The organism is Sulfitobacter brevis, from assembly GCF_900112755.1.
GTDB classification, from domain to species: Bacteria; Pseudomonadota; Alphaproteobacteria; order Rhodobacterales; family Rhodobacteraceae; genus Sulfitobacter; species Sulfitobacter brevis.
The window spans coordinates 1-24,129 of sequence record NZ_FOMW01000003.1; the positions used below are offsets into that span (position 1 = coordinate 1).

Consider the following 24,129-nt stretch of genomic DNA (forward strand, 5'->3'; position numbering starts at 1 on the left):
CTTTTCTGTTTGTTGTGCTTTCAGTTACCAAAGTAACCAGAAGCCGTCCAAACAGTGAAGCTGACACTACATCATCGCTCAACACAAAATGTGCCTCGCTAGTAGCGCGATATGAAGAGGTTGATCCATCGAATGAACCAAACCGCCCACATATCTCTTCAGATATCAAATTTTCAAAGAGCGTAGAGACAAAAGAAACCAAGATGCGCCGTAACTTTCAGCGCGCCCCGCCTCGAATACCTCTGATTTTATTCTCCACCTTCCGAACCAAACCTCCGCTTCGCAGCTTCCGTCTAACCCGTCCAGCGCCCCGTGTCTGCATGTTTGCGTCTCCGGTGAAGGCGTATCTAAGGTTAGTAGCTCAGACCCGCAACCCTTTTTTACCAGAAATACAGTTTTTTTGCGGAACTAATTTAAGTTTGTTTAATATCAATAACTTACTTCGCCGGCTTCGGCCGCTTGGCGCTGAGCACATTGCGCCAGATCGCGGATCGAGAGAGCGGCTGGTACCGCTATCACCTAGATGTTGTGGTCGGAAATGCCCGACACCCAATTTGGGTAGTTTCTGATGGCGCCCGCGACGGAATCAGGGTGCCCGAGTCGGGGTGATTTGGCGCGATCATCCGAAGCGTTCCGCAGTTTCTGCCCGAAAGGCAGATTTAAATGCCTGCAAGAAAAGCGGACACTTCTGACCGATGCTTTATGCCCGCACTTTGGCAAAGTGTGGCAGCCGTACTGCCAGCAGCGCCAAAATCACTGCCATATAGATGAGGGGTTCAAGCTGAACGCCCTTCACCAGCCAGATGAAGTGAATTCCGCCGAGCAGAACCGCCAAGTAAACCAGCTTGTGCAGGCTTCGCCACTTTGGCCCCAGCTTGCGGATCGACCTGTTGTTGGACGTGAGCGCCAGTGGGATCAGGCAGAGGAACCCGGTCATTCCGATGGTGATATAAGGGCGCTTGATGACATCGCCGAGCATCTGCGCCCAGAACAGCCCCATATCCAGCGCGATCCAAACGGTTAGATGCAAGCTGACATAGGCGAAGGCCAGCAGGCCCAAGGCACGGCGGAACTTGATCAGGTTGATACCGGCAAAACGGCGCAGCGGGGTAATCGCCAATCCAGCGATCAACAGCTGCAGCGCCCATTGTCCCAACGCGTGCTCCAGACCCTTTACCGGATCGGGACCATAGCCCCCCGTCTGCGCCAGATAGAACATCCAAGGCACGGGTAGCAGCCCGACAATATAGACGGCCCAAGCGGGAAGCTTGCGCGCCGCACCATTCACCCTATCAACGACACTCTTTTTACGCAGAGGAGCAGGCCGCGCCCCAGCCGCTTTGAAATCCTGTTTCATTCGGCTCAGGGGTTCGCCACCAGATCGAGGCCCGCGTACAGCCCGGCGACCTCGTCTTCATACCCGTTAAACATCAAAGTTGGCTGCCGTCCGGCAAATAACCCACCACCGATGGGCCGCTCGGAGGCTTGGGACCAGCGCGGATGGCTGACGTCTGGGTTCACATTGCTATAGAACCCGTATTCGCCCGGATTAGCCTTGTTCCAGCTGGTCGGCGGCTGGGTATCGGTCAGGGTGATGCGGACAATCGATTTAATAGATTTATAGCCATACTTCCACGGCACCACCAAACGCAGCGGCGCGCCGTTCTGGTTGGGGATCGGTTTACCATAGATGCCCGTCGCCATCAGGGTCAGCGGGTGCATCGCCTCGTCGAGCCGGAGCGCCTCGACATAAGGCCACTCCAACACCGGATACTTCACGCCCGGCATTTCATCGGGGCGAAAGGCAGTTTCAAAAGCGACGTATTTCGCGCCCGACTGCACCCCTGCCAAATTCAGCAGGTCAGCCAGCTCGAACCCGTTCCACGGCACTACCATCGACCATGCCTCGACACAGCGGAAACGATAGATCCGCTCTTCAATGGTCATCGCGTCGATGATGTCCTGCATCGCGTAGGTCGCGGGCTTATCGACCAATCCTGCGATTTCGACGCTCCAGGGGGTCGTCGTCAACGTATGCGCGTTTTCGGCGGGGTCGGATTTGCCGGTGCCGAATTCGTAATAGTTGTTGTACTGGGTAATGTCCTCATAGCTGTTCGGCTCCAGCCCGTCCGGCGCGGCATGCAGCCCGCCTGCGATGCTCGACAGGCCCGCACCCGCAAGCGCCCCTGCCATGATCTGCCGTCGGTTCAGGAATGACGCCTCCGGGGTGACATCCTTTTTCGTCAGCGTACTGATCCAGCGATTGGCCATGGGGCACTCCTTACTATACAATACGAAAGAACGTAGTGCCCGCACCGGACCACACCAAATCCTTTGCGTCACATTTCAGGCACTTCACCCTATTGTCAGCAATCCAACATCCCGGAGGTCCTCCATGATACGCCCTTTAATCGCTGCTCTCGCCCTGACCGCCCTCCCCGCTTACGCGCAGGACATGGTCACCTACACCACGGACCAAAGCCTCGAAGACGTCCTGTTTGGCGTCGAAAACGCGATCATCGGCCAAGGGCTTGTGGTTGATAGCACCAGCCATGTCGGCGAGATGCTGGAGCGTACCCGCGCCGATGTCGGATCGGATGTTGTGTTGTTCGAGGCCGCAGAGGTGTTCAGCTTTTGCTCGGCCGCGCTGTCGCGCAAGGTGATGGAGGCGGACGTGATGAACATCCGCTTTTGCCCTTACGATATCTTCGTGATGCAACTGCCGAACCAAGACACCGTGACCATTGGCTATCGCAGCTTTCCCGAGGGCGCGATGCAAGAGGTGCAGGCGCTGCTCGACACCATCGCGAAAACCGCGATCGGTCAGGAATAACCACGCGCCTGTCTACGCTTTTAATACAAAAATGGCCGAAGAAATCTCCGGCCATTTTTAGCTGCATATATAGTGTGACGTTAGTGCACTGTCGCATCGCCCGGCTTAGGGCGGTTTGACGTGGCCACCCGGTCGCCGATGATTAATCCATCAGCCCCCGCAGTCACGCTGACCGTCTCGCCGTCCTTTAGATCACCGGCCAAGATCATCTCGGCCAATGGGTCTTGCAAGGCGCGTTGGATCACACGCTTCAGCGGACGCGCCCCGAACACCGGATCATAACCCTCGTCGGCGAGCCATGTCTTGGCCCCTGCGTCCAGTTCCAGCGCGATTTTGCGACCGGCCAAACGCTTCAACAACAACGCCAACTGGATCTCGACAATACCGGTCATGTCGGCACGGCCCAGACGGTCAAAGATGATCGTCTCGTCCAGACGGTTCAGGAACTCGGGGCGGAAGTGTGCCCGCACCGCGTCCATAACATCGCGCCGCGCCCCTGCCATGTCACCTCCATCGGGAAGCTGGCTCAACGCCTGCGCCCCAAGGTTGCTGGTCAGGATGATCAGCGTCTGCTTGAAGTCGACCGTGCGGCCCTGACCGTCGGTCAACACACCATCGTCGAGCACCTGCAACAGCACGTTAAATACGTCAGGGTGGGCTTTCTCGACCTCGTCAAACAGGATGACCTGATAGGGCCTGCGCCGTATTGCCTCGGTCAGCACGCCACCCTCGTCATAGCCAACATAGCCGGGAGGCGCACCAATCAGACGGGCCACGGCGTGTTTCTCCATGAATTCACTCATGTCGATCCGCACCATCGCGCTGTCATCGTCAAACAGGAATTCGGCCACCGCTTTGGTCAGCTCGGTCTTACCGACACCGGTTGGTCCGAGGAACAGGAACGACCCCAGCGGGCGGTTCTCGTCGTTCAGACCAGCCCGTGCCCGGCGCACAGCACTCGCCACCGCTTTCACGGCTGCGTTCTGGCCGATTACCCGACCGTGCAACTGCTCTTCCATCCGCAAAAGCTTGTCGCGCTCGCCTTCCAACATGCGACCGGCAGGAATACCCGTCCAACGCTCCACGACGCTGGCAATCTGGTCAGGGCGCACAGCCTCTTCGACCATCATGCTATCCTCGCGGGATTCGGCCAGCTCCAGATCCCGCTCCAACCCCGGGATCACGCCATAGGAAAGCTCTCCGGCCTTGGCCAGATTGCCTTCGCGCTTGGCAATTTCCAGATCGGCACGGGCGCGGTCCAGTTTCTCTTTAATCCCGCGGGCATCGGCGAGCTTGTCGCGTTCGGCCTGCCATGCGGCGGTCATGCCATCGCTGCGCTCCTGAAGATCGCTGAGGTCCTTCTGGAGAGTTTCCAGCCGATCTTTCGACGCCTGATCATCTTCCAGCTTCAAGGCCTGCTCTTCGATCTGCAACTGCAAGATCTGACGGTCCAGCGCGTCCAGTTCTTCGGGCTTGCTGTCGACCTCCATCCGCAACCGCGACGCTGCCTCATCCATCAGGTCGATGGCTTTGTCTGGCAAGAAGCGGTCAGTGATATAACGGTGGCTTAGCGTCGCTGCGGCAACCAGTGCGGAGTCGGAGATCCGCACACCGTGGTGCAGCTCGTACTTCTCCTTGATACCGCGCAGGATCGAGATGGTATCCTCGACCGTTGGCTCCTGCACCATCACGGGCTGGAACCGGCGCGCAAGGGCCGCGTCTTTCTCGACGTATTTGCGGTATTCATCCAGCGTGGTAGCGCCGACGCAATGCAACTCACCCCGCGCGAGAGCAGGTTTGATCAGGTTGGCCGCGTCCATCGCGCCATCCGCCTTGCCTGCACCTACAAGCGTATGCATCTCGTCGATGAACAAAATCACCTCGCCCGCAGCGTCGGTAACTTCGTTGAGGACCGCCTTCAGCCGTTCTTCAAACTCACCGCGATACTTCGCACCAGCGATCAGTGCACCCATATCAAGCGCCAGCAGCCGCTTATTGCGCAGCGATTCCGGCACATCCCCATCGACAATGCGCAGCGCGAGACCTTCGGCAATCGCGGTTTTACCCACGCCCGGTTCCCCGATCAGCACGGGGTTGTTCTTGGTCCGGCGGCTCAGCACCTGCATCGCGCGACGGATTTCTTCGTCACGCCCAATGATCGGGTCGATCTTGCCCTGCCGCGCCCGCTCGGTCAGGTCGAGGCTGTATTTTTTCAGCGCCTCATAGCCCTCTTCAGCAGAAGCTGTGTCAGCAGTGCGGCCTTTCCGGATGTCGTTGATCGCAGTGTTTAGCCCTTGGGCAGAAACACCGCCGGCATCCAGCGCCGTCTTCGCGCCAGATTTGATCATGCAAAGCGCCATCAAAATACGCTCGACCGTCACAAAGCTGTCGCTTGCCTTCTTGGCCAGCGCCTCAGCTTCGGCCAAAACCTTAACGGTGGTGCCATCCAGATAGACCTGCGCCGCGTCGCCCGTAACCCTGGGCAACTTTGCTAAGGCGGCGGTAAGGCTCTCGGTCACGCGCTTGGGGTCGGCCCCCGATGCGGCAATCAGATTGCTCGCCAGCCCTTGGTCGTCGTCCAGTAATGCTTTGAGGATGTGCTCTGGCGTCAGCCGCTGGTGGCTTTCGCGGGTTGCAATGGTCTGCGCCGCTTGCACAAAGCCGCGCGATCTCTCCGTGAACTTGCTCAAGTCCATGGTTCTCTCCTTTTTAAAAAGCGCCCGTGGAATCCCTGCCTACATGCGTAGCACAGGCGGATTGGGCCTCAGGATTAATCTGGGAAACCAGACCTGCCATTTCAAGGCCTGAAGGTGGCAGAGTTGTGCCATGTCCGCCGCCGCAATGCCGCCGCAATCTCGCCACATTCATTTGGCGCAACGAAACATAATCTAGGCGGGAACTTGGCAAAATATCGGCGCTTATCAGCCGATGCGCGCATTGCAAGAGAAAAACGATACAGTTGTAGTTGACTGAAATTAAAGAATTTTTAAAAGTTTTACACAGGAGGATTAAGAAAGGTGAAACCTTTTAGCGACGCAAGGAGTTGTATGGATGAGAAGGCCAGTTCGAATGATTCGTCCTTGAGTGACCACGCTAGAATTGAGGCAAACAAGATGCATACACGACCCATACAGTTGAGCGATGTTATCTACAACGCAGCCGAGCAGAGCTTTGAAGCGCTGGTCTGTGTCTACGACGACAACAGCGTGCGCAAATACGCCTGTTCGATCGATGCACCCATCACCATGTCCTATGCCGAAGCGGCAGAGGGGCTATCCAAACAAGCGATACGACGCCACGAAGCCCGCGGCGGCATGTATTCCGAGGTTTCGCGCCACCTGCCAGTGCAGCGCGCCGGACGCAAATCGCTTGAAGCGCTCCGCTGGCTCGAAGCCATCGTACATCCCGGTAAACGCGCCGCTTGATATTATAGAGTTTTCACGCAGTACCTGCCTGTTGCGTGAATTTTGCGGAACCTGCCGCTGCGCACCACTGTCCCTGCGCAGCATCCGCAACACAGAGACATCTGCCTGCCTGCACAGTCTCTGACACTTGCCCGGACACGCCGAGAGCGTTGTCCGGGCTTTTTTTCGTGGTGCTGTAGACTTTCCAGCCCAGACGACACCCGCAGTCCGCCAATTCCCGAACGACGATAGACACAGCCTGGCCCCCGTCCTATAGCAAGTCCGTTTGCTTTGCCCCAATAGGATTCTCCGCCATGACTGATGACCGTCTTATCGTTGCCCTCGACGTCCCCAATGCCCATGCGGGGCTGGAGCTTGCCAAAAAACTCGGCGATGCGGTGTCGTTCTACAAGATCGGGTTGGGCATGCTTACGGGGGGCGGGCTGGCGCTGGCCAACGAGCTTAAGCAAGAGCACAACAAGCGCATCTTCCTCGATATGAAACTTTTCGACATTGGCGCCACTGTCGAAGCAGCCGTGCGCGGGCTGGCGCAGTTCGATTTGGATTTCCTCACCGTGCATGGCGACCCCTACGTGGTACGCGCCGCGAAAGACGGCGCTGCGGGCAGCTCGATGAAAATTCTCGCCGTCACAATTCTTACTTCGCTTGACCGCGCCGACCTGGATGCTGCGCTGATTCAGCAGGGCGATATCGCTGATCTTGTTGTGACCCGCGCAGGTCGTGCCCTTGATGCAGGGGCAGATGGTATCATTGCCTCACCGCAAGAAGCTGCACTGGTTCGGGCGCTGCCCGAGGCCACGGGCAAGTTGATCGTCACCCCCGGCGTACGGCCGGCCGGAGCCGCCCTGGGCGATCAAAAGCGCGTCGCTACGCCGTCCCAAGCTATTGCAGACGGGGCGGATCATATCGTGATTGGGCGCCCGATCTGGCAGGCGACTGACCCCGCCGCAGCAGCCCGCGCGGTGCTGGCCGAGCTTGCAAATCTGCCATAAAATATAGGTGGCGACTGTCACAAATTGACAACAACTTACAAGTGACGCCCGTAATTCGGGAAATCCTTGCTATGTCATAGATTAACACCGTGCTAGCTTGGACACAGGTGATACTCCCCGACGAACTCGATCTTCCTGATGTTCGTCACCTCCCCCCGCTTAAGCCAGCGGGGGGCCTTTCGTTAAAGGGTATCCTGCCGAACCCCAGCCAGATAGCTGCCCAGCCGATCCTGAAACGCAGGCACGGCTTTAGGATGAGCCATGAACTCCGCTGCGCTCATCAGCTGCCAGCGCTGACCTTCGTCGCCGAAAATCACGTCTTTGACGGCATTGGCGGATAGCTTCGCGACGAAAAACCATTTGATCTCTGCCCCTTCGGCAAATTCTTTCTGCCAGACCACTGCTTCGGGCGGCACGACCAGCCCCAACTCCTCACGACATTCGCGCAGCGCACATGCCAGCGGCGTCTCGGCCCCTTCACGCCCGCCACCGGGCAAATCCCAAAATCCGGCAAACGGCAAACCCGCAATATCGTCACGCAAGATTACGGCCAATTTGTCGCCAAGGTAGAGCGCCAGTTTCGCGCCTTCAAAGCGGTGTGGTTCGCCCATGTTCAAACTCCTGCCGCTGCGATAAACTGTAGAACCAGATCCAACATCTTGGTGTGTTGATGCCTGCCCTTTGCCGTGATTGTCTATCCCAGATCGCCCCTGCCCGCCGCTGTCCCCAGTGTGGCAGCCCGCGTGTTCTGGCGCATCCGGAACTTTTCGAACTGTCCATAGCACATATGGATTGCGATGCCTTTTATGCCTCGGTCGAAAAACGCGACAACCCCGAACTGGCGGGCAAGCCCGTTATTATCGGGGGCGGGCGGCGCGGCGTGGTCTCAACGGCCTGCTATGTGGCGCGTATTCGCGGGGTGCGTTCCGCGATGCCGATGTTCCAAGCGCTCAAGCTCTGCCCAGAAGCGGTGGTGATCAAACCGCGCATGGACGCCTATGTCGAAGCTTCCGCCGCGATTCGGGAAATGATGCAAGATCTGACCCCGGCGATTGAGCCGCTCTCGCTGGATGAAGCGTTTCTCGACATGACCGGCACGGCGCGGCTGCACGGCCAGCCCCCTGCCGTTATGCTTGCGCGGTTGGTGCGCAGGATGAAGACCGAGCTGGGCCTGTCAGGCTCGATCGGGCTTAGCCACAACAAATTTCTCGCGAAAGTCGCCTCTGATCTCGACAAACCGCACGGGTTTTCAGTGATCGGTGCGGCAGAGACGCCAAATTTCTTGAAAGACAAACCGGTGCGGATGATCTGGGGTGTGGGTGCGGCCACGCAAACCGCGCTCGAGGCCGCCGGCATCCGCAGCTTTTCCGACCTCCTGCGCTGGGAGCAGACGGACCTTATCACCCGTTTTGGCGGCATGGGGGATCGCCTCTGGCACCTCGCGCGCGGTCAGGACAAGCGCCGCGTCAGCGCCCACGAGCCGATCAAATCGATCAGCAAGGAAACCACCTTTTCCGAAAACACCTCGGACCCCGAGATACTGGACGGGCATATGTGGCGGCTGTCAGAACAGGTCTCCGACAGCGCCAAGGCCAAGGGGCATGCAGGCCGGATTGTGACACTCAAACTCAAACGCGGCGACTTCACCCAGCTTACCCGCCGCGTATCGCTACAAGATCCGACCCAGCTCGCAGACCGAATATACCGCCACGCCCGCGCACTTTTTGACCAATTGGGCGATCCTGGTCCCTACAGGTTGATTGGCTGCGGCATCTCCGATCTCAGCCCCGCCGCGGGGGCGGATTTCTCTGCTGATTTACTGGACCCAGATGCCGAGCGGCGCACAAAGGCCGAGCGCGCCACCGATAGCATTCGCAACCGCTTTGGGGCGCGCGCTATCGTTAAGGGTCGCGCCTTGCGTTGACTGTGGCCCCGCGCTTCCGCTCACTCTGCAGCCAGTGGCACCCGCCCTTGGCCAATTTGCACCACTTGGGCGACGACCCGTTCCAGCGCCGACTTTACGGCTTCGAAATTGCCATTGGGGCGAATCAACGCCTCGTTCATATAGAGCGAACGGTCGATTTCGATCTGCACCGCGTGCTGCCCGCGTGACGGACGCCCGTAGGCTTGGGTGATATAGGCACCCGCGAAAGGCGTGTTGCGCGTCACGACAAACCCTGCGGAGACAAAAGCCTCTTCGATACGATCCACCACCTCACCGCTTGCTGCCGCGCCAAACCGGTCACCCAACACCACATCAGGCCGCCGTGCGCCCATACGAGCGGTGCTGTCCATTGCCTCATGCGGCATGGAGTGGCAATCGATCAAAACGGCCTGACCATAGCGCGTATGCGACTGATCCAGAAGTTTCTGCACCATCCGGTGGTAGGGATGCCAAAACGAATCAATACGGTGCTGGGCTTCGGCGGCAGATATCTTGCCGCGATAAATTGCGCGTCCGTTGGCCACAACGCGCGGGATCACGCCAAGGCCCGATGCCACACGAGGATTATGGCCCTGTTTGCGCACCCCCTCTATCAATGCAGGATCAAGCTCATCTGGCGAGCGGTTCAGATCAACATAGGCACGCGGCGCGCCCGCCTTTATAAAGGCGGCACCATATCTAGGTGCACAATCGAAAAGCTGATCTACAAATGCGTCTTCTGAGGAGCGGATGGCCTGCTCGTCGAGCACTGTTTTGCGCAGGAATGACCACGCATAATCGCGCCCTGAATGGGGCGACGCAAAGACCACACACGAGAGATTGCGGTCGGGATGCAGTACTTCGTAAGCAGTGTTTGGCATGTTCGCCCCTCTTTTGTTTATATAAGCCCTGTTCCTTCGTTGTCAAAAGCCCTTGATCATACCCGCGACTCCTTTTATAGCAGCCAAACCGGCGCGGCACCTCGCGCCCCATTTTGTTTTGGGGTCAAGGGTTTCGCGCTATATAAAGTGGGTGATTAGCTCAGCGGTAGAGCACTTCGTTGACATCGAAGGGGTCACTGGTTCGATCCCAGTATCGCCCACCATATAATTCACTGGCCCCACCGCGGGGTCGACCGTAACTCGGCGCTGGTCCTTGCCTTTTTGGTAAAGGCGGGGCCACAGATGGAAAGGTTCGAACATGAAAGTTCGCAATTCGCTCCGCTCGCTCAAGAACCGGCACCGCGACTGCCGTGTTGTGCGTCGCAAAGGCCGCGTTTACGTGATCAACAAAACACAGCGTCGGTTCAAAGCCCGTCAGGGTTGAACTGGCTGCGGTCATCTGACCGCATCGTGATCAAAGCCGCCCTCCGGGCGGCTTTTTTCGTTGTTGCACCTGCGTCGGCATAACGTCACCCTGCGGCCAAACCCGTCACCACAGGAGACAGTTATGACCTACGAGCCCCCCAAAGTCTGGAAATGGGATGCCGAAAGCGGCGGCCGCTTTGCGTCGATCAACCGACCGATCGCTGGCGCTACCCACGATAAAGAGCTGCCCGTCGGCAGGCACCCCTTGCAGCTGTACTCGCTCGCCACGCCAAACGGCGTCAAAGCAACCGTCATGCTCGAAGAGCTGCTCGCCGCAGGCCACAGCGGTGCCGAATATGATGCATGGATCATCGATATCTCCGAAGGCCAGCAATTCGGCTCCGGCTTTGTCGATGTAAATCCGAACTCGAAAATCCCTGCCCTCATGGACCGTTCCGGCGATACCCCGCAGCGTGTTTTCGAATCCGGTGCGATCCTGCTTTATCTCGCCGAAAAATTCGGTGCCTTCCTGCCCACAGCCCCTGCCCAGCGAACCGAAGCGCTGTCGTGGTTGTTCTGGCAGATGGGCAGCGCGCCCTACCTCGGCGGAGGTTTCGGTCACTTCTATGCCTATGCGCCCGAGAAGTATGAATACCCGATCAACCGCTTCTCGATGGAAGTGAAACGCCAGCTTGACGTGATGGACCGCCACCTCGCGGATAACGAATGGTTCGCGGGCGACTACTCCATCGCCGATATGGCGAATTGGGCATGGTACGGGCAGCTTGTGCTCGGACGGCTTTATTCAGCGGCCGAGTTCCTCGAAGTTGAAAGCTACACCAACGTGATGCGGTGGGCCAACGCCATAGACGCCCGCCCCGCCGTGACCCGTGGCCGCATGGTCAACCGCGCATTTGGCGATGATTTGTCGATGCAACTGCATGAGCGTCACGACGCGTCGGACTTTGCCACAAAAACCCAAGACAAGGTTCAGACAGAGAGCTGAAATAGGCCACTATTCAGGCGGTCCGTCCTTGCAAAAGCGGCGGGCCGCCAATTCCAAGTAAAACAATCAGGATTAGCTTGCCAAGGCATTTGAAATCTGTTTCTTACCGTTTCACTCAGATTAGAAACTTGATCAACGGAGCATCCGATGACTTTATCCCATACCTCCACCGCCGTGCTGGCACTGCTGGCATTTGCCGCCCCCGCCTTTGCCGAGGGCAACGTAAACCTCTATTCTTCGCGCCATTATGACACCGACGAGCGGCTCTACACCGATTTCACCCAAGCCACTGGAATCACCGTGAACCGTATCGAAGGCAAGGCTGACGAGTTGCTGGCGCGGATGCAGGCTGAGGGCAAGAATTCTCCGGCAGATGTGCTGCTCACAGTCGATACCAGCCGTCTCAAACGAGCGAAAGATATGGGCCTGCTGCAAAGCACCGACAGCGAAACACTTGAAACCCGCATCCCTGCCAACCTGCAGGACAGCGATAACGAATGGTTCGGCCTGTCCCAGCGTGCGCGGATCATCTTTTACAACAAAGACACAGTGACCACCCCGCCGCAGACCTATGCCGATCTTGCCGATCCAGCGTTTAAGGGCAAAATCTGCATCCGGTCCTCCTCGAACGAGTACAACCAGACCCTGTTGGCCGCGATTGTGACCCATGAGGGCGAGGAAAAGGCCCGCGATTGGGCGCAGGGCATCGTCGACAACATGGCGCGTGCCCCACAAGGCGGCGACACTGACCAGCTGCGCGGCATCATTTCCGGCGAGTGCGATATCGCTGTCTCCAACACCTATTACTTCGCCCGCGCCCTGCGCACTGAAGTAGACGGCGTCAGCGGCGAGATCGACAAGATCGGTTGGGTCTGGCCCGATCAGGACGGCAACGGCGCACATATGAACCTTTCGGGCGGCGGCGTCGCGGCCCATGCCCCGAACCGCGACAATGCAGTGCGGTTCCTCGAATACCTCGTCTCGAACTCCGCGCAGGAGTATTTCTCGCAGGGCAACGATGAGTTCCCAGCCGTCGAAGGCGTCATGCTCGCCCCCTCCGTCGAGAAGCTGGGTAAGTTCAAAGCCGATGAGGTCAACCTCTCCGACGTCGCAGAGAACATCCCAACCGCGCAGAAGATTTTTGACACCGTCGGCTGGGAATAACCCCGGTCCACTGCATGAGGCGATCAAAATGGAAGGGCGGACTCTTACGAGCCCGCCCTTTTTCAGTTTCGGAATGCCAGTTAAAAGCTGCGCTACCGCTGGCGCCCGACCTGCTTGCAGATCAATATGACCGGCAACAAACCCATCGCGACAATCACAAGGCTCGGCACAGCGGCACCATCCAGCCGTTCGTCACTGGCCAACCGATATGCCTGCACCGCCAGCGTGTCATAGTTGAAGGGCCGCATGATCAGTGTCGCGGGCAGCTCTTTCATCACATCAACAAATACAATTAGCAGGGCTGTCAGAAGGCTGGGCGCGAGGATTGGCAGATGCACCCGACGCAGGGTGCCCAAAGGCGATTGCCCCAAAGACCGTGCGGCCGCATCCATGTTGGAATGCACCATCGCCTGCCCGCCTTCATAGGCACCAAGCGCGGCCGCCAAAAACCGCACCAGATAGGCCATCACGAGGAGCCAAATCGATCCGGTGATCAGCAAGCCTGTGGAGATATCAAAGGTTTGCCGCATCCACGCGTCCAAGGCATTATCGAAGGCAGCAAACGGAACCAGCAGACCCACGGCAATCACCCCGCCCGGCACCGCATAGCCCAGCCGTGCCACATAAGCCGCCGTTTGAGATACGCCACCCGGGCGCAAGCGGTGAAAGAACCCCACGGCAATCGCGGCGAGCACGGTCAGCACCGCGGCAACGCCGGCCAGCGTCACCGAGTTGCGGATGAAACCAAGATAGCGCGGGCTCAGCAGATTTTGCTCCGAGCCGATGCCCATCCAAAGCAGGATCCCGATTGGCAGGACCGCTCCGAACAGCACCGGAATGCTACAGGCAACTGTGGCCGCAACAGCCGACCACCCTCGCAGCCGCATCGGCGGCATCGCCTGACTGCGGCGCGCCGGATCATGGTACCGTGCGCGGCCACGCTGGACCCGCTCCAGCATCGCGAGCAGCAAGGCAAAGCTCAGCAGGCACAAAGCAAGCTGCGCCGCGCCTGCACGGTCGAACAGAGTGAACCACGAGGTGTAAATCCCCGTCGCGAAAGTTTGCACGCTGAAATAGGCGACGGTGCCAAAGTCGGCGATGGTCTCCATCACGGCAAGCAGCACCCCGCCCGCAATCGCAGGCCGCGCCAGAGGTAGGCTGACCTTCATGAACGCCGCCCAAGCGCTGGACCCCAGCGCCCGCGCCGCAAGAAATGTCGTGCCGCTTTGCTGCAAGAACGCCGCGCGGGCCAAGAGGTAGACATAAGGATAGAGCACAAGTACCAGCATCACCGCCGCGCCGCCGAGCGAGCGGATTTCAGGGAACCAATAATCACGTGGCCCCCATCCTGTTGCGGCCCTCAGGACCGACTGAACCACACCGGGATGATCCAGAACATGAGTGTAGGCATAGGCCAGCACATAGGCCGGAAAGGCCAGCGGCAGTACCAGCGCAATCTCGAGAAACCGCGCCCCCGGAAAGCGGGTCATCGTGACCAGCCATGCCGCACCCACGCCGATCGCGAAGGTGCCAGAGGCGACCAAAAGCACAAGCAGCAAGGTCGTTACCGCATAACGGCCCAGTACCGTCTGGATCAGATGGCTGACGGTTTCGGTGCCACCACTCAGGGCAGCAACCAGAACCGCAATCATCGGCAAGGCGCAGATACATGCGACCGTGATCGCCACCGCAGCAAGACTGCGCAGCCCGTCGCGGGACGGGCGGCTGGATCTGGGCACAGGTTGGGTCTGGGTCTGTTGCATGGTCCGGTTTATGACTATTTTGGTCGGAATTACCAGCGCAGGCTTTCTACGCCAAGGCCTGCATTACGGCGCGGTGAACCAGCGATATATATCCTCGAAAACGCGCGGATTGGTCATATACATCAGATGCCCCTGCCCTGCGTAGGCATAGATAGGCGGACTGCCCAGTTTTTTGGCGAAAGCAACCGTTTGGTGGGTCGCAAAAACCGGATCTTCCTTACCAACGTAAAAGCGCAGCCGGCCCGGCATCGGCTTAATGTCATCGGGTAGGGTCCAGCGGCGAATATCGCGCGATTGCGCGGCGGGCAGGCCTTTTTCGGGCAGCTTCACAGTACCTGCGGCAACAGCCGTTTGTGATGAAATGGGACTGGCGGACGCCACCACTTCCGGCGGTAGCGGCTTTCGCGCCGCCTCGCGGCCCACCAGCAAGGTGCGGTAATATTGCAGCCAGACCGCCTCGCGTCGCAGGGATCGGGCGCGCACAATGGCCTCGGCCACATCGGCCACAATCCGCGCTGCAGTGCTGACGCCCCCTGCCCGCTCAACAGCGCTGGAGATCGCGGCGATCCGCACATCGCCCTCAATCTCCTGCGCGGCAAGAATGGCAATCGGCCCGCCAGTGGAATAGCCCAGCAGCCGAATTTTTTTGCCCTCTAGGCTATTGGCAAAACCGGCGATCTGGCTGCCTGCTAGGGCAATATCAAGCTTTCGATCCACCGGAAGGCCGTGCATCCCCGGAAAGCGGTAGAACGCCAAAGCAACGCCCTCACGGCTCGCCCAATGCAGCGCGGGCGTGAACATCCCTACCGAGGTCATTGCCCCGGGGATCATGATTACCACCGTATCGGCCTTTGCGACCAGATCGGGGTCAAACATAATCGGATCATTAAAGGGCGCGGGCTGGCGCGCGTTCGCGCAACCGCCCAGCACTGCAAGGACGACAACCATCATCCATCTCAACATCTCAACAACTCCGGACCGTTTAAGCGGTCAGTCGTAGCTGCGCTGATCCTCAATCACCAGACCATCTTTGGGCAGGCTGCCGAGGGTGACGATTTCGACCTTACCCTTCAGCTTCAAAAGCTCCGCGATTGAGGTGCCGTAAGCCTCCGCATCGCTGCCAGTGCTTTCGATCTGCACAGTCATCACGTCCTGTTCGCCCGCGCGGCTGGCGATCACCCGCGCTTTGCTGATCTCGGCGTGACGCGCCACGAGAGCCGCCACCTGCTCGGGACGCACGAACATTCCTTTGATCTTCGTGGTCTGGTCGGCACGGCCCATCCAGCCCTTGATACGCATATTTGTACGGCCACAGGACGATGTGCATTCCATTACCGCGCTCAAATCGCCGGTGGCAAAGCGGATCAGCGGATAGTCAGGGTTGAGCGTGGTCACGATAACCTCGCCGACCTCGCCTGCCGCAACAGGGTCGCCCGTGCCCGGCGTCACGATCTCGACGATGATATGTTCATCGACGATCATCCCCTCCATCGCCGCGCTCTCATAGGCGATATTGCCCAAATCGGCGGTCGCGTAGGATTGCAGACAGGTGATGCCACGATCGGCATAATACTGCCGGAGTGAGGGGAAGAGCGCGCCGCCACCCACCGCTGCCTTGGTCAGTTTCAGCTCTATGCCCATTTCATCGGCTTTTTCCAGAATCACCTTCAGGTAATCAGGCGTGCCCGCATAGGCCGTCGTGCCGACATCGCGCGCGGCAATCACCTGCAATTCGGTCTGGCCGGTACCGGCGGGCAGTACCGTCGCCTCGACCGCCCGCGCGCCGGATTCAAAGATCATCCCCGCTGGCGTCAGATGGTAGCCAAAGCAGTTCTGCACGATGTCGCCCTTGCCGATGCCACAGGCATGCAAAAACCGCCCCATGCGCCACCAATCCGGTGCTGTGTTTGAGGGTTCATAGATCGGACCGGGGGATTGAAACACATGACTAAAGCCGGAGGCAGGGCGGGTCGTGAAACCGCCAAACGGTGCGGAGGCGGCCTGTGCCTTGCCCAATTCAGACTTGCGCAATACCGGCAGCTGGGCCAGATCGGCAACGCTGCGAATGCGGGACGCGTCGACCGCGCCAAGCGTCTGCGCATAACCCGGCAACTTCTGTGCGCGGGTGATCTGCGCAGGCAGCGCCTCGGCCAGAGCGGCGGCGCGATCTGCGCTGCTGCGGGTTTCCAGCTCGTCAAAATAGGGTCGGTTCAACATACCGTTCTCTCCATGTGCAGCGAGGCCGCACCCTGTCGTTTCGTTGATTTCGGGCCGCGGCTGCCGCCGTGGCTCTTAGCTCAGCCAGCGTTTGCGGCGGCGATAGCTGCGCACGTCGCGGAAGGATTTGCGGCCCTCGTCCGACATCCCGAGATAAAACTCTTTAACGTCCTGATTTTCGCGCAGATCGGCAGCAGGACCGTCCATCACCACGCGACCCGATTCAAGGATGTACCCGTAATGTGCATAGCGCAGCGCCACGTTGGTGTTCTGCTCGGCCAACAGGAAGGTCACGCCTTCCTTCTCGTTGATCGTTTTGACGATTTCGAAAATCTGCTCAACCAGCTGCGGCGCCAGACCCATGCTCGGCTCGTCCAGCAAAATGGTTTCGGGGCGGCTCATCAGGGCGCGGCCCACGGCGCACATCTGCTGCTCCCCGCCCGAGGTATAGCCGGCTTGCGACTTGCGACGTTCGCGTAGACGCGGGAAATACTCATAAACCATCTCGAGATCGGCAGCGATCGCCGCCTTGCCATCGCTGCGCGTATAGGCGCCGGTCAGCAGGTTTTCCTCGATTGTCAGGTGTTCAAAGCAGTGCCGGCCTTCCATGACCTGAACCACACCCTTTTTCACCGTTTCGGCGGGATCGCGATGCTCGATTGCCTCGCCGCGATATTTGATGCTGCCCTTGGTAACTTCGCCACGCTCGGAAGCCAGCAACCCCGAGATCGCTTTAAGGGTTGTCGTCTTGCCTGCGCCATTACCGCCCAACAGCGCGGTGATGCCGCCCTTAGGCACGTTCAGGCTGACCCCTTTGAGTACAAGGATCACGTGATTGTAGATCACCTCGATATTGTTGACCTCAAGCAGATTGTCGACTGCGATGTCAGTAGGGGGGGAGGCGGCGTCCAGCATGGGCTTCACTCTTTTTACGATTTGTTCCGGATTCTCCGGCCACCGCAGATGCAATGGCCGGAGAAGGCGTTCTTACTTACATGTAGGCTCGATGCTGTTTTCGGTGGCATAGGCCGTGGAGTCTTCGTCGATCAGCGGCTGGATGATGTCCTGATCCGACTGCACGAAGTCAGAGATCAGTTTCCATTCCTTGGCTGTGGCATCCCACTGCGTCATGGCCGCAAAGCCGTTACCGCCGTGGTTGTCACAAGAGACCTGAAACTCAGGACCGAAGTTCGGCAGGCCAAGTGCGGCCATCTTTGCTTCGGTAATGTTCAGAGCTTCCATGCCATCCCGCATCTGGCCTGGAGTGATTGCCGATACGCCGTGGATTTCTTGCGCAGTTTTGGCAGCTTCAGACACCAGCATCGCCGCGTACATGCCACGGTTATACAGCACCGTACCGGACTGGTCGCCCGCGCCCGCTGATTTACCCGCGTCATAGACATGCGTTTTCAGATCGTCGTAAAGCGGGTAGTCGCTGCCCACGTTGTGGAACGTCAGCGCTTTGTAACCGTCGGCTGCAGCACCTGCTGGCAACACGTCGTTTTCAGAACCAGACCACCAGATGCCGATGAACTTGTCCATCGGGAAACGGATGTTGGCGGCTTCCTGAATGGCCACCTGGTTCATCACACCCCAGCCGTACATGATCACATAATCAGGCTTGTCGCGGCGGATCTGCAGCCACTGCGATTTTTGTTCCTGACCAGGATGGTCAACCGGTACTTCTGTCAATTCGAAACCGTGCTTTTTGCTCAGCTCCTGAAGCGTCCGGATCGGCTCTTTGCCATAGGCAGAGTTGTGATAGACCAGCGAGATCTTCTTGCCTTTAAGATCGCCACCTTCTTCGTCGAGCATGTGCTTGACGGCCACGGACGCACCATCCCAATAGTTGGCTGGGAAGTTAAAGACATGGCTAAAGACTTTGCCGTTCTTTGCCGAGGTACGGCCCAGACCGGACGTCAGCATCGGGATGTCATCCGCCGTGACTTTGGGGATCAGCTGATAGGTGATCCCTGTGGACAGCGGCTGATAGACCAACCCGCCGGTGCCTTTCAGCGACTCGTAGCACTCCACGCCTTTTTCGGTGTTATAGGCGGTCTCGCACTCGGGCACCTGCAGCTTTTCGCCACCAATGCCGCCGTCACGCTCATTCAGCAGTGTGAAATAGTCAGCATAGCCATCCGCAAACGGGATACCGCCCGCAGCATAAGGACCTGTGCGATAGCTCAGTGACGGGAACACGAGGTCCGCCATCACCGGGCCTGCGACCATCAGGCCTGCGACAGCCATTGTTGCCAGTTTCATTTTCATCGGTGTTTCCTCCCTGGATTTCTTCCGATACGTCTGCCGAGGTGTCCCCGGTCGTCATGCGGCAGGCTTTGCGGCCCACCTTGCGCCCCACCCTAGTGCGGGAAAGGCCACAATCTCAGTTTTTCCTTGGCGACACGCCATAGCTGCGCGATCCCGTGCGGCTCGGCGATCAAGAAGATGATGATCAACCCGCCGACGATCACCAGCTGCAGATGCGCCACAATATCTGTGGGCCAGCCCAGCCAGTCCACGCCAACAACCTTCAGAGCCACCGGCAACAGCACCAGAAACGCGGCCCCTGCAAAGCTGCCAAAGATGCTGCCCAAGCCGCCGATGATGATCATAAATAGTACAAGGAATGATTTCTGGATGCCAAAGACCTCCCCGACCTCGACCGCGCCCAGATAGATCGAAAAGAACAGGGCGCCTGCAATGCCGATGAAGAAGGACGAAACAGCAAAGGCTGTCAGCTTGGCCCGCAGCGGGTTCACCCCGATGATCTCTGCGGCAATATCCATATCGCGGATCGCCATCCATTTGCGCCCGACCGAACCGCGCGTCAGATTGCGCGCCACCAGCGCACTACCAACGGTGAAAATCAGACAGAACAGATAGGTCGCCCAAGCTTCAGTATTCGGCCCGGTGATCAAGATGCCAAAGGTATCCCGCTCCGGCGCGCTGATCTGGCCAGAGGCCGAGTAGTTGTAGAACCACGGCACACGGTTAAAGAGCCATACCAGAAAGAACTGCGCCGCCAGCGTTGCCACCGCAAGGTAAAATCCCTTGATCCGCAAGCTTGGCAGACCAAACAGCACACCCACTGCCGCCGTCACAACGCCCGCCAACAAGACGCTAACAAACATGCTCAGATCGGGAAACGCGGTCATGAATTTATAGCAGGAATAGGCACCTACGGCCATAAACCCGCCAGTCCCAAGGCTGACCTGCCCGCAATATCCCACCAGAATGTTCAATCCAATCGCCGCAATTGCGTAGATCAGAAACGGCACCAGCAGTGAGTTCGCCCAATAGTCGTTAATGATAAACGGGATTACAAAGATCGCGATGAACAACACAACGTAATAGCGATACCGGTCGAACTTGATCGGAAATGTCTGCTGGTCCTCGGCATAGGTGGTGCTGAAATCGCCTGCTTCACGGTAAAACATCAGACCGCCTCTCTTGCTTCATTTGGCCAGATAAACTCCGGGTTACGGGGCAGCGCCCCGGTCCGGTCGGCTGTTGCCTTAAACACGCTCAATGATCTTCTCCCCGAACAGACCCTGCGGACGGAACACCAGAAACAGCAACGCCAACATATAGGCGAACCAGTTCTCTGTCGCGCCACCCAGGAAGGGCGCACCGATCAGAAACTCGAACAATTTCTCACCAACACCGATGATCAAACCGCCGACAATCGCGCCGGGGATCGAGGTAAACCCGCCCAGCATCAGAACTGGCAGCGCTTTCAAAGCGATCAGCGACAGCGAGAACTGCACTCCCGATTTGGCGCCCCACATGATGCCCGCCACCAAGGCGACAAACCCTGCCAGCGACCAGACCAACACCCAGATAAAGTTGAGCGAAACACCCACGCTCAGCGCCGCCTGATGGTCATCTGCCACAGCCCGCATCGCGCGGCCCTGCTTGGTATATTGCGCAAAGGCCACCAACCCGATCACGAGGATCGCCGCGACGATCGAGGCAACAATATCAAGGTTGTCGATGAAGAAGCCGTAGCCGAAAGCGGTAAAGGTCGTCTCGTCGATCCACATGTTGATGCCCTGCGGCAAACATGCGCCCTCTGCGGCACAGACGTTCAGAGACTTGATCTCCGACCCCCACATCAGATCCGCCACGCCTTCAAGGAAGTAAGCCAGTCCGATGGTCGCCATAAACAGAATGATCGGCTCCTGCCCGACAAGGTGCCTGAAGACGAATTTTTGCACCATCCATGCCAAGGCGATCATCACGAACACCGTAAACACAATGGCCAAACCCGAATGGACGGACCATCCAAAGCTATGCACGTCGGTGCCAAAGATCGCGTTGATCAGATGAGAAAACGGCACCTGACCGTTTTGGATGCCAACAAGGGTCATCGCCGCAAACAGCGCCATAACCCCCTGGGCATAATTGAAAATTCCCGAAGCTTTATAGATCAATACGAAGCCCAGTGCGACCAGCGCATAAAGCACGCCCGCCATAAGTCCGTTGAGGAAAACCTCGATGGTAAACGCCAGTTGCTCAGGCATTCGATTGTCCTTCCTCAAACACGCAGACTTGGATGCGGCAGATACGATCAGTCATGGGCGACCCCCAGATAGGCGTCGATGACCTCTTGATTGTTACGCACGTCTTGCGGCGTGCCGTCGCCGATCTTACGGCCATAATCCATCACGACAACGCGGTCGGACAGGTCCATCACCACGCCCATATCATGCTCGATCAGCGCGATAGTGGTGCCAAATTCATCATTCACATCCAGAATGAAGCGGCTCATGTCCTCTTTTTCCTCGACGTTCATCCCCGCCATCGGCTCGTCCAGCAGCAGGATCGTAGGCTCTGCAGCCAATGCCCGTGCCAGCTCAACCCGTTTTTTCAAACCATAAGGCAGACGTGCCACGGGCGTTTTGCGAATGGCCTGAATTTCCAGAAAATCGATGATCTTTTCAGCGACTTCGCGGTTGGCGACCTCTTCACGCTCGGCCTTGCCCTTCCAGAGGGACTGGCTGAACAGGCCGGTTTTCATGTGGGTCAAACGCCCGGTCATCACGTTGTCCAGAACACTCATGCCCTCAAAAAGCGCAATGTTCTGGAAGGTCCGCGCGATGCCCTGCTCGGCGACCTCGAAGGGCTTCATTGGCGGGCGCCGTGCGCCTTTGTACCAGACCTCGCCCTCCTGCGGGACGTAGAACCCTGAAATCACGTTCAACATCGAGGATTTACCGGCGCCATTCGGGCCAATAATGGCGCGAATTTCGCCCTCGCGGATATCAAACGAGATGTCCTTGATCGCCTCAACACCGCCAAACCGCAGCGTGATATTGCGCATTTCCATTACTACGGGACCGATGGTCCGGCCATCCGCAGTCTGATAGCTGTCAGCCTGATCCTTCACGCTATCCCACCCTTCACTTTCTCAATCTTATTCATGCCCGAGACCACAGCACCAAAGCGCCGCACGCTCATTGCGCCGCCATCTTGCGGGTATCTGCGAAAACCTTGGCGTCGCGGACGTCCAAGGTCGCCTTGATGCTGCCCTTGCGCCCGTCTTCGTAGGTGACTTCGGTCTCGGTGCTGACGGATTTCGACCCATCATACAGCGCCGCGATGATATCCGCGTATTTCTCGCTAATCACCTTGCGGCGTACCTTGCGGGTGCGGGTCAGTTCGCCGTCATCGGCGTCCAACTCTTTATGCAGCACAACAAAGCGGTGCACCTGACAGCCCGACAACATCTCGTCCTCGGCGATCGAGGCATTCACCTCTTCGACATGGCTCTGAATCGTGTCCATCACCTGAGGATGCCGCGTTAGCTCCTGATAGCTCGCGTAACCGATGTTATTGCGCTCGGCCCAGTTGCCGACTGCGGTGAGATCAATGTTCACAAAGGCCGTGCATTCGCTGCGCCCGTTTCCGAAGACCACAACCTCAAGAATGTTCGGAAAGAACTTGAGCTTGTTTTCCACGTATTTCGGCGCAAACAGCGATCCGTCAGCCATTTTGCCCACATCTTTGGCGCGGTCGATGATCCGCAGATGTCCGGTGCTTTCCTCGATGAAGCCCGCGTCGCCCGTGGCAACCCAACCGTCGGCGTCCTTGGTCTCGGCCGTGCTTTCGGGGTTCTTGTAGTATTCCACAAAAACGCCGGGCGAGCGGTAGAACACTTCGCCGTTCTCCGCGATCCTGAGCTCCACACCCGGGCAAGTCACACCCACTGTATCTGAACGCACCTGCCCGTCGGGCTGTGCCGTGATAAACACGGTGGCTTCGGTCTGTCCGTAAAGTTGCTTCAGGTTGATCCCGAGCGAGCGATAAAAATCAAAAATCTCCGGCCCGATCGCTTCGCCCGCCGTATAGCCGACCCGCACGCGGCTGAAACCCAACGTGTTTTTTAGCGGGCCATAGACCATCAGTTCACCCAGCTGGTACTTTATCCGATCCATCGTGCCGACCTGCTTGCCGTCAAGGATCGCGGGGCCAACCTTACGGGCATGGGCCATAAAGGTGTCAAACAGCCACTTTTTAAAGCGGCTGGCGTCTTCCATGCGGATCATCACATTGGTCAGCTGGGTTTCAAACACCCGTGGTGGCGCAAAGTAATAGGTCGGGCCAATTTCGCGCAAATCCACATGCATGGTGTCGGCGCTTTCGGGGCAGTTGGTGCAGAACCCGGTCCAGAGCGCCTGCCCGACGGAGAAGATAAAATCCCCGACCCATGCCATCGGCAAATAGGCCAGAATTTCGTCGGTGCTGCGCAGGTTGTCGAACTCCGACGATGATTTCGCCGTTTCGATGATGTTGCGGTTGCTCAAAACCACACCCTTGGGGCGCCCGGTGGTGCCGGAGGTATAGAGCATCACGCCGGTGGAATCGTAGTTCAGCTTAGCCTGTCGCGCTTCCAGTTCCGCGATGTGTTTGTCGCGGTTGTTGCGGCCCATTTCCTGCACATCGCGGTAGGCATCGAGCACAGCGTGGTCGTATTTGCGCAGGCCCCGCGGATCGAGATAGATCATCCGCTCGAATTCCGGCAGTTGTTCCTGCACTTCAAAAATCTTGTCGACCTGCTCCTGATCGCCGACCACAGCAAAGCGTGCGCCGCAATGGCTCATCACAAAGGCCATCTCTTCGGCATTGGCGTCCTGGTAAAGCGGCACAGGCACCGCGCCGCACATTTCGGCAGCAATCATCGCCCAATAGAGGTAGGGTCGGTTGCGCCCGATCACGGCGACAAAGTCACCTTCGCGCAGGCCAAGCTCCATCATCCCCAGCGCCAAGGCCTCAACCTCGTCGCGGGTCTGCGACCACGTCCAGCTTTGCCAGATGCCATACTCTTTTTCGCGGTATGCAGGCTTACCTGCAAATTGCGTTGCATTCCGATGCAATAGCGCCGGGACGGACTGCGGTCCGTCGGCGTTCAGCGACTTGGCCAAACCTATCTCCTCCCATGCCCACCGTTTTTCCGGCGAGGTCGATCGCTCGTGCGATTCTTTGTGTGCACAAG

Annotated in this window: 21 protein-coding genes and 1 tRNA gene; 8 read left to right on the plus strand and 14 right to left on the minus strand. The window is 58.4% G+C overall.

The features are described 5' to 3' along the window. Positions 1-700 precede the first annotated feature (700 nt). Together msrQ and msrP are read right to left on the minus strand one after the other, a co-directional pair. On the minus strand, positions 701-1,357 hold the full coding sequence (gene msrQ, locus BM174_RS04415) for a protein-methionine-sulfoxide reductase heme-binding subunit MsrQ (RefSeq protein ID WP_093922637.1): 657 nt from the start codon (positions 1,355-1,357) through the stop codon (positions 701-703). Positions 1,358-1,362: 5 nt separating this feature from the next. Continuing rightward, the gene (gene msrP, locus BM174_RS04420; protein ID WP_093922638.1) at positions 1,363-2,271 is read right to left on the minus strand and encodes a protein-methionine-sulfoxide reductase catalytic subunit MsrP; all 909 of its coding nucleotides are present in this window, start codon (positions 2,269-2,271) and stop codon (positions 1,363-1,365) included. 124 nt (positions 2,272-2,395) lie between these two features. Here msrP and BM174_RS04425 point away from each other — a divergent pair, with 124 nt between their 5' ends. Then, the gene (locus tag BM174_RS04425) at positions 2,396-2,833 is read left to right on the plus strand and encodes a DUF302 domain-containing protein (protein WP_093922639.1); all 438 of its coding nucleotides are present in this window, start codon (positions 2,396-2,398) and stop codon (positions 2,831-2,833) included. Between the two features lie 80 nt (positions 2,834-2,913). Here the strand turns inward: BM174_RS04425 and clpB are convergent, their stop codons facing one another. Continuing rightward, positions 2,914-5,529, minus strand: a complete 2,616-nt coding sequence (clpB, locus tag BM174_RS04430) for an ATP-dependent chaperone ClpB (RefSeq protein ID WP_093922640.1) — start codon at positions 5,527-5,529, stop codon at positions 2,914-2,916. A gap of 417 nt (positions 5,530-5,946) precedes the next feature. Between clpB and BM174_RS04435 the strand changes: the two genes are divergently transcribed. Both BM174_RS04435 and pyrF read left to right on the plus strand, forming a co-directional pair. After that, on the plus strand, positions 5,947-6,258 hold the full coding sequence (locus tag BM174_RS04435; protein ID WP_093922927.1) for an orotidine 5-phosphate decarboxylase: 312 nt from the start codon (positions 5,947-5,949) through the stop codon (positions 6,256-6,258). A gap of 293 nt (positions 6,259-6,551) precedes the next feature. Further along, positions 6,552-7,250 carry an orotidine-5'-phosphate decarboxylase gene (pyrF, locus tag BM174_RS04440; protein WP_093922641.1) on the plus strand — a complete coding sequence of 233 codons (699 nt, stop codon included), beginning with the start codon at positions 6,552-6,554 and terminating at the stop codon, positions 7,248-7,250. Between the two features lie 182 nt (positions 7,251-7,432). Here pyrF and BM174_RS04445 read toward each other — a convergent pair whose 3' ends face one another. Then, positions 7,433-7,861, minus strand: a complete 429-nt coding sequence (locus BM174_RS04445) for an NUDIX hydrolase (protein ID WP_093922642.1) — start codon at positions 7,859-7,861, stop codon at positions 7,433-7,435. 59 nt (positions 7,862-7,920) lie between these two features. On the opposite strand from BM174_RS04445, the gene BM174_RS04450 reads away from it, so the two are divergent. Continuing rightward, the gene (locus tag BM174_RS04450) at positions 7,921-9,174 is read left to right on the plus strand and encodes a DNA polymerase IV (protein ID WP_093922643.1); all 1,254 of its coding nucleotides are present in this window, start codon (positions 7,921-7,923) and stop codon (positions 9,172-9,174) included. A gap of 20 nt (positions 9,175-9,194) precedes the next feature. On the opposite strand, the gene BM174_RS04455 is transcribed toward BM174_RS04450, so the two are convergent. After that, the gene (locus BM174_RS04455; RefSeq protein WP_093922644.1) at positions 9,195-10,055 is read right to left on the minus strand and encodes an N-formylglutamate amidohydrolase; all 861 of its coding nucleotides are present in this window, start codon (positions 10,053-10,055) and stop codon (positions 9,195-9,197) included. Between the two features lie 149 nt (positions 10,056-10,204). On the opposite strand from BM174_RS04455, the gene BM174_RS04460 reads away from it, so the two are divergent. The 4 genes from BM174_RS04460 (at position 10,205) to BM174_RS04475 (ending at position 12,651) form a co-directional block, all read left to right on the plus strand. Continuing rightward, positions 10,205-10,279 (plus strand) — tRNA-Val (locus BM174_RS04460). Positions 10,280-10,374: 95 nt separating this feature from the next. Then, a complete protein-coding gene (ykgO, locus tag BM174_RS04465; RefSeq protein ID WP_005850168.1) occupies positions 10,375-10,500 on the plus strand; it encodes a type B 50S ribosomal protein L36 in 126 nt (41 codons plus the stop codon). Positions 10,501-10,623: 123 nt separating this feature from the next. Beyond that, a complete protein-coding gene (gene yghU, locus BM174_RS04470) occupies positions 10,624-11,487 on the plus strand; it encodes a glutathione-dependent disulfide-bond oxidoreductase (protein ID WP_093922645.1) in 864 nt (287 codons plus the stop codon). Between the two features lie 147 nt (positions 11,488-11,634). After that, complete coding sequence (locus BM174_RS04475; protein WP_093922646.1) at positions 11,635-12,651, plus strand: Fe(3+) ABC transporter substrate-binding protein; 1,017 nt, start codon at positions 11,635-11,637, stop codon at positions 12,649-12,651. Positions 12,652-12,743: 92 nt separating this feature from the next. Here BM174_RS04475 and BM174_RS04480 read toward each other — a convergent pair whose 3' ends face one another. The 9 genes from BM174_RS04480 to BM174_RS04520 form a co-directional block, all read right to left on the minus strand. Then, the gene (locus BM174_RS04480) at positions 12,744-14,414 is read right to left on the minus strand and encodes an ABC transporter permease (RefSeq protein ID WP_093922647.1); all 1,671 of its coding nucleotides are present in this window, start codon (positions 14,412-14,414) and stop codon (positions 12,744-12,746) included. Between the two features lie 63 nt (positions 14,415-14,477). Then, the gene (locus tag BM174_RS04485) at positions 14,478-15,377 is read right to left on the minus strand and encodes an alpha/beta fold hydrolase (RefSeq protein WP_093922648.1); all 900 of its coding nucleotides are present in this window, start codon (positions 15,375-15,377) and stop codon (positions 14,478-14,480) included. Between the two features lie 27 nt (positions 15,378-15,404). Beyond that, positions 15,405-16,631, minus strand: coding sequence for a phenylacetate--CoA ligase family protein (locus BM174_RS04490; RefSeq protein ID WP_093922649.1), 1,227 nt, complete (start codon positions 16,629-16,631; stop codon positions 15,405-15,407). A 75-nt stretch (positions 16,632-16,706) separates the two neighbouring features. Beyond that, positions 16,707-17,546, minus strand: coding sequence for an ABC transporter ATP-binding protein (locus BM174_RS04495; RefSeq protein WP_093922650.1), 840 nt, complete (start codon positions 17,544-17,546; stop codon positions 16,707-16,709). Positions 17,547-17,618: 72 nt separating this feature from the next. Next, positions 17,619-18,902, minus strand: coding sequence for an ABC transporter substrate-binding protein (locus BM174_RS04500; RefSeq protein ID WP_093922651.1), 1,284 nt, complete (start codon positions 18,900-18,902; stop codon positions 17,619-17,621). 92 nt (positions 18,903-18,994) lie between these two features. Beyond that, positions 18,995-20,071 (minus strand): branched-chain amino acid ABC transporter permease, encoded by a 1,077-nt coding sequence (locus BM174_RS04505; RefSeq protein WP_093922652.1) that lies wholly within the window; start codon positions 20,069-20,071, stop codon positions 18,995-18,997. A gap of 78 nt (positions 20,072-20,149) precedes the next feature. After that, positions 20,150-21,157, minus strand: a complete 1,008-nt coding sequence (locus BM174_RS04510; protein WP_093922653.1) for a branched-chain amino acid ABC transporter permease — start codon at positions 21,155-21,157, stop codon at positions 20,150-20,152. Positions 21,158-21,204: 47 nt separating this feature from the next. Continuing rightward, the gene (locus BM174_RS04515; protein WP_093922654.1) at positions 21,205-22,023 is read right to left on the minus strand and encodes an ABC transporter ATP-binding protein; all 819 of its coding nucleotides are present in this window, start codon (positions 22,021-22,023) and stop codon (positions 21,205-21,207) included. 67 nt (positions 22,024-22,090) lie between these two features. Then, positions 22,091-24,046: an AMP-binding protein gene (locus tag BM174_RS04520; protein WP_093922928.1), complete on the minus strand. Its 1,956-nt coding sequence runs from the start codon at positions 24,044-24,046 to the stop codon at positions 22,091-22,093. Positions 24,047-24,129 lie beyond the last annotated feature (83 nt).

What these genes read in the sequence shown, in the direction of transcription:
- BM174_RS04475 (WP_093922646.1), top strand. Translation starts at nt 11,635, where the DNA reads ATGACTTTATCCCATACCTCCACCGCCGTGCTGGCACTGCTGGCATTT.
- BM174_RS04435 (WP_093922927.1), top strand. Translation starts at nt 5,947, where the DNA reads ATGCATACACGACCCATACAGTTGAGCGATGTTATCTACAACGCAGCC.
- BM174_RS04490 (WP_093922649.1), bottom strand. Translation starts at nt 16,631, where the DNA reads ATGTTGAACCGACCCTATTTTGACGAGCTGGAAACCCGCAGCAGCGCA.
- BM174_RS04455 (WP_093922644.1), bottom strand. Translation starts at nt 10,055, where the DNA reads ATGCCAAACACTGCTTACGAAGTACTGCATCCCGACCGCAATCTCTCG.
- msrP (WP_093922638.1), bottom strand. Translation starts at nt 2,271, where the DNA reads ATGGCCAATCGCTGGATCAGTACGCTGACGAAAAAGGATGTCACCCCG.
- yghU (WP_093922645.1), top strand. Translation starts at nt 10,624, where the DNA reads ATGACCTACGAGCCCCCCAAAGTCTGGAAATGGGATGCCGAAAGCGGC.
- BM174_RS04445 (WP_093922642.1), bottom strand. Translation starts at nt 7,861, where the DNA reads ATGGGCGAACCACACCGCTTTGAAGGCGCGAAACTGGCGCTCTACCTT.
- clpB (WP_093922640.1), bottom strand. Translation starts at nt 5,529, where the DNA reads ATGGACTTGAGCAAGTTCACGGAGAGATCGCGCGGCTTTGTGCAAGCG.
- BM174_RS04425 (WP_093922639.1), top strand. Translation starts at nt 2,396, where the DNA reads ATGATACGCCCTTTAATCGCTGCTCTCGCCCTGACCGCCCTCCCCGCT.
- BM174_RS04450 (WP_093922643.1), top strand. Translation starts at nt 7,921, where the DNA reads ATGCCTGCCCTTTGCCGTGATTGTCTATCCCAGATCGCCCCTGCCCGC.
- BM174_RS04480 (WP_093922647.1), bottom strand. Translation starts at nt 14,414, where the DNA reads ATGCAACAGACCCAGACCCAACCTGTGCCCAGATCCAGCCGCCCGTCC.
- BM174_RS04495 (WP_093922650.1), bottom strand. Translation starts at nt 17,546, where the DNA reads ATGCTGGACGCCGCCTCCCCCCCTACTGACATCGCAGTCGACAATCTG.
- msrQ (WP_093922637.1), bottom strand. Translation starts at nt 1,357, where the DNA reads ATGAAACAGGATTTCAAAGCGGCTGGGGCGCGGCCTGCTCCTCTGCGT.
- BM174_RS04505 (WP_093922652.1), bottom strand. Translation starts at nt 20,071, where the DNA reads ATGTTTTACCGTGAAGCAGGCGATTTCAGCACCACCTATGCCGAGGAC.
- BM174_RS04510 (WP_093922653.1), bottom strand. Translation starts at nt 21,157, where the DNA reads ATGCCTGAGCAACTGGCGTTTACCATCGAGGTTTTCCTCAACGGACTT.
- BM174_RS04500 (WP_093922651.1), bottom strand. Translation starts at nt 18,902, where the DNA reads ATGAAAATGAAACTGGCAACAATGGCTGTCGCAGGCCTGATGGTCGCA.
- pyrF (WP_093922641.1), top strand. Translation starts at nt 6,552, where the DNA reads ATGACTGATGACCGTCTTATCGTTGCCCTCGACGTCCCCAATGCCCAT.
- BM174_RS04485 (WP_093922648.1), bottom strand. Translation starts at nt 15,377, where the DNA reads ATGTTGAGATGGATGATGGTTGTCGTCCTTGCAGTGCTGGGCGGTTGC.
- ykgO (WP_005850168.1), top strand. Translation starts at nt 10,375, where the DNA reads ATGAAAGTTCGCAATTCGCTCCGCTCGCTCAAGAACCGGCACCGCGAC.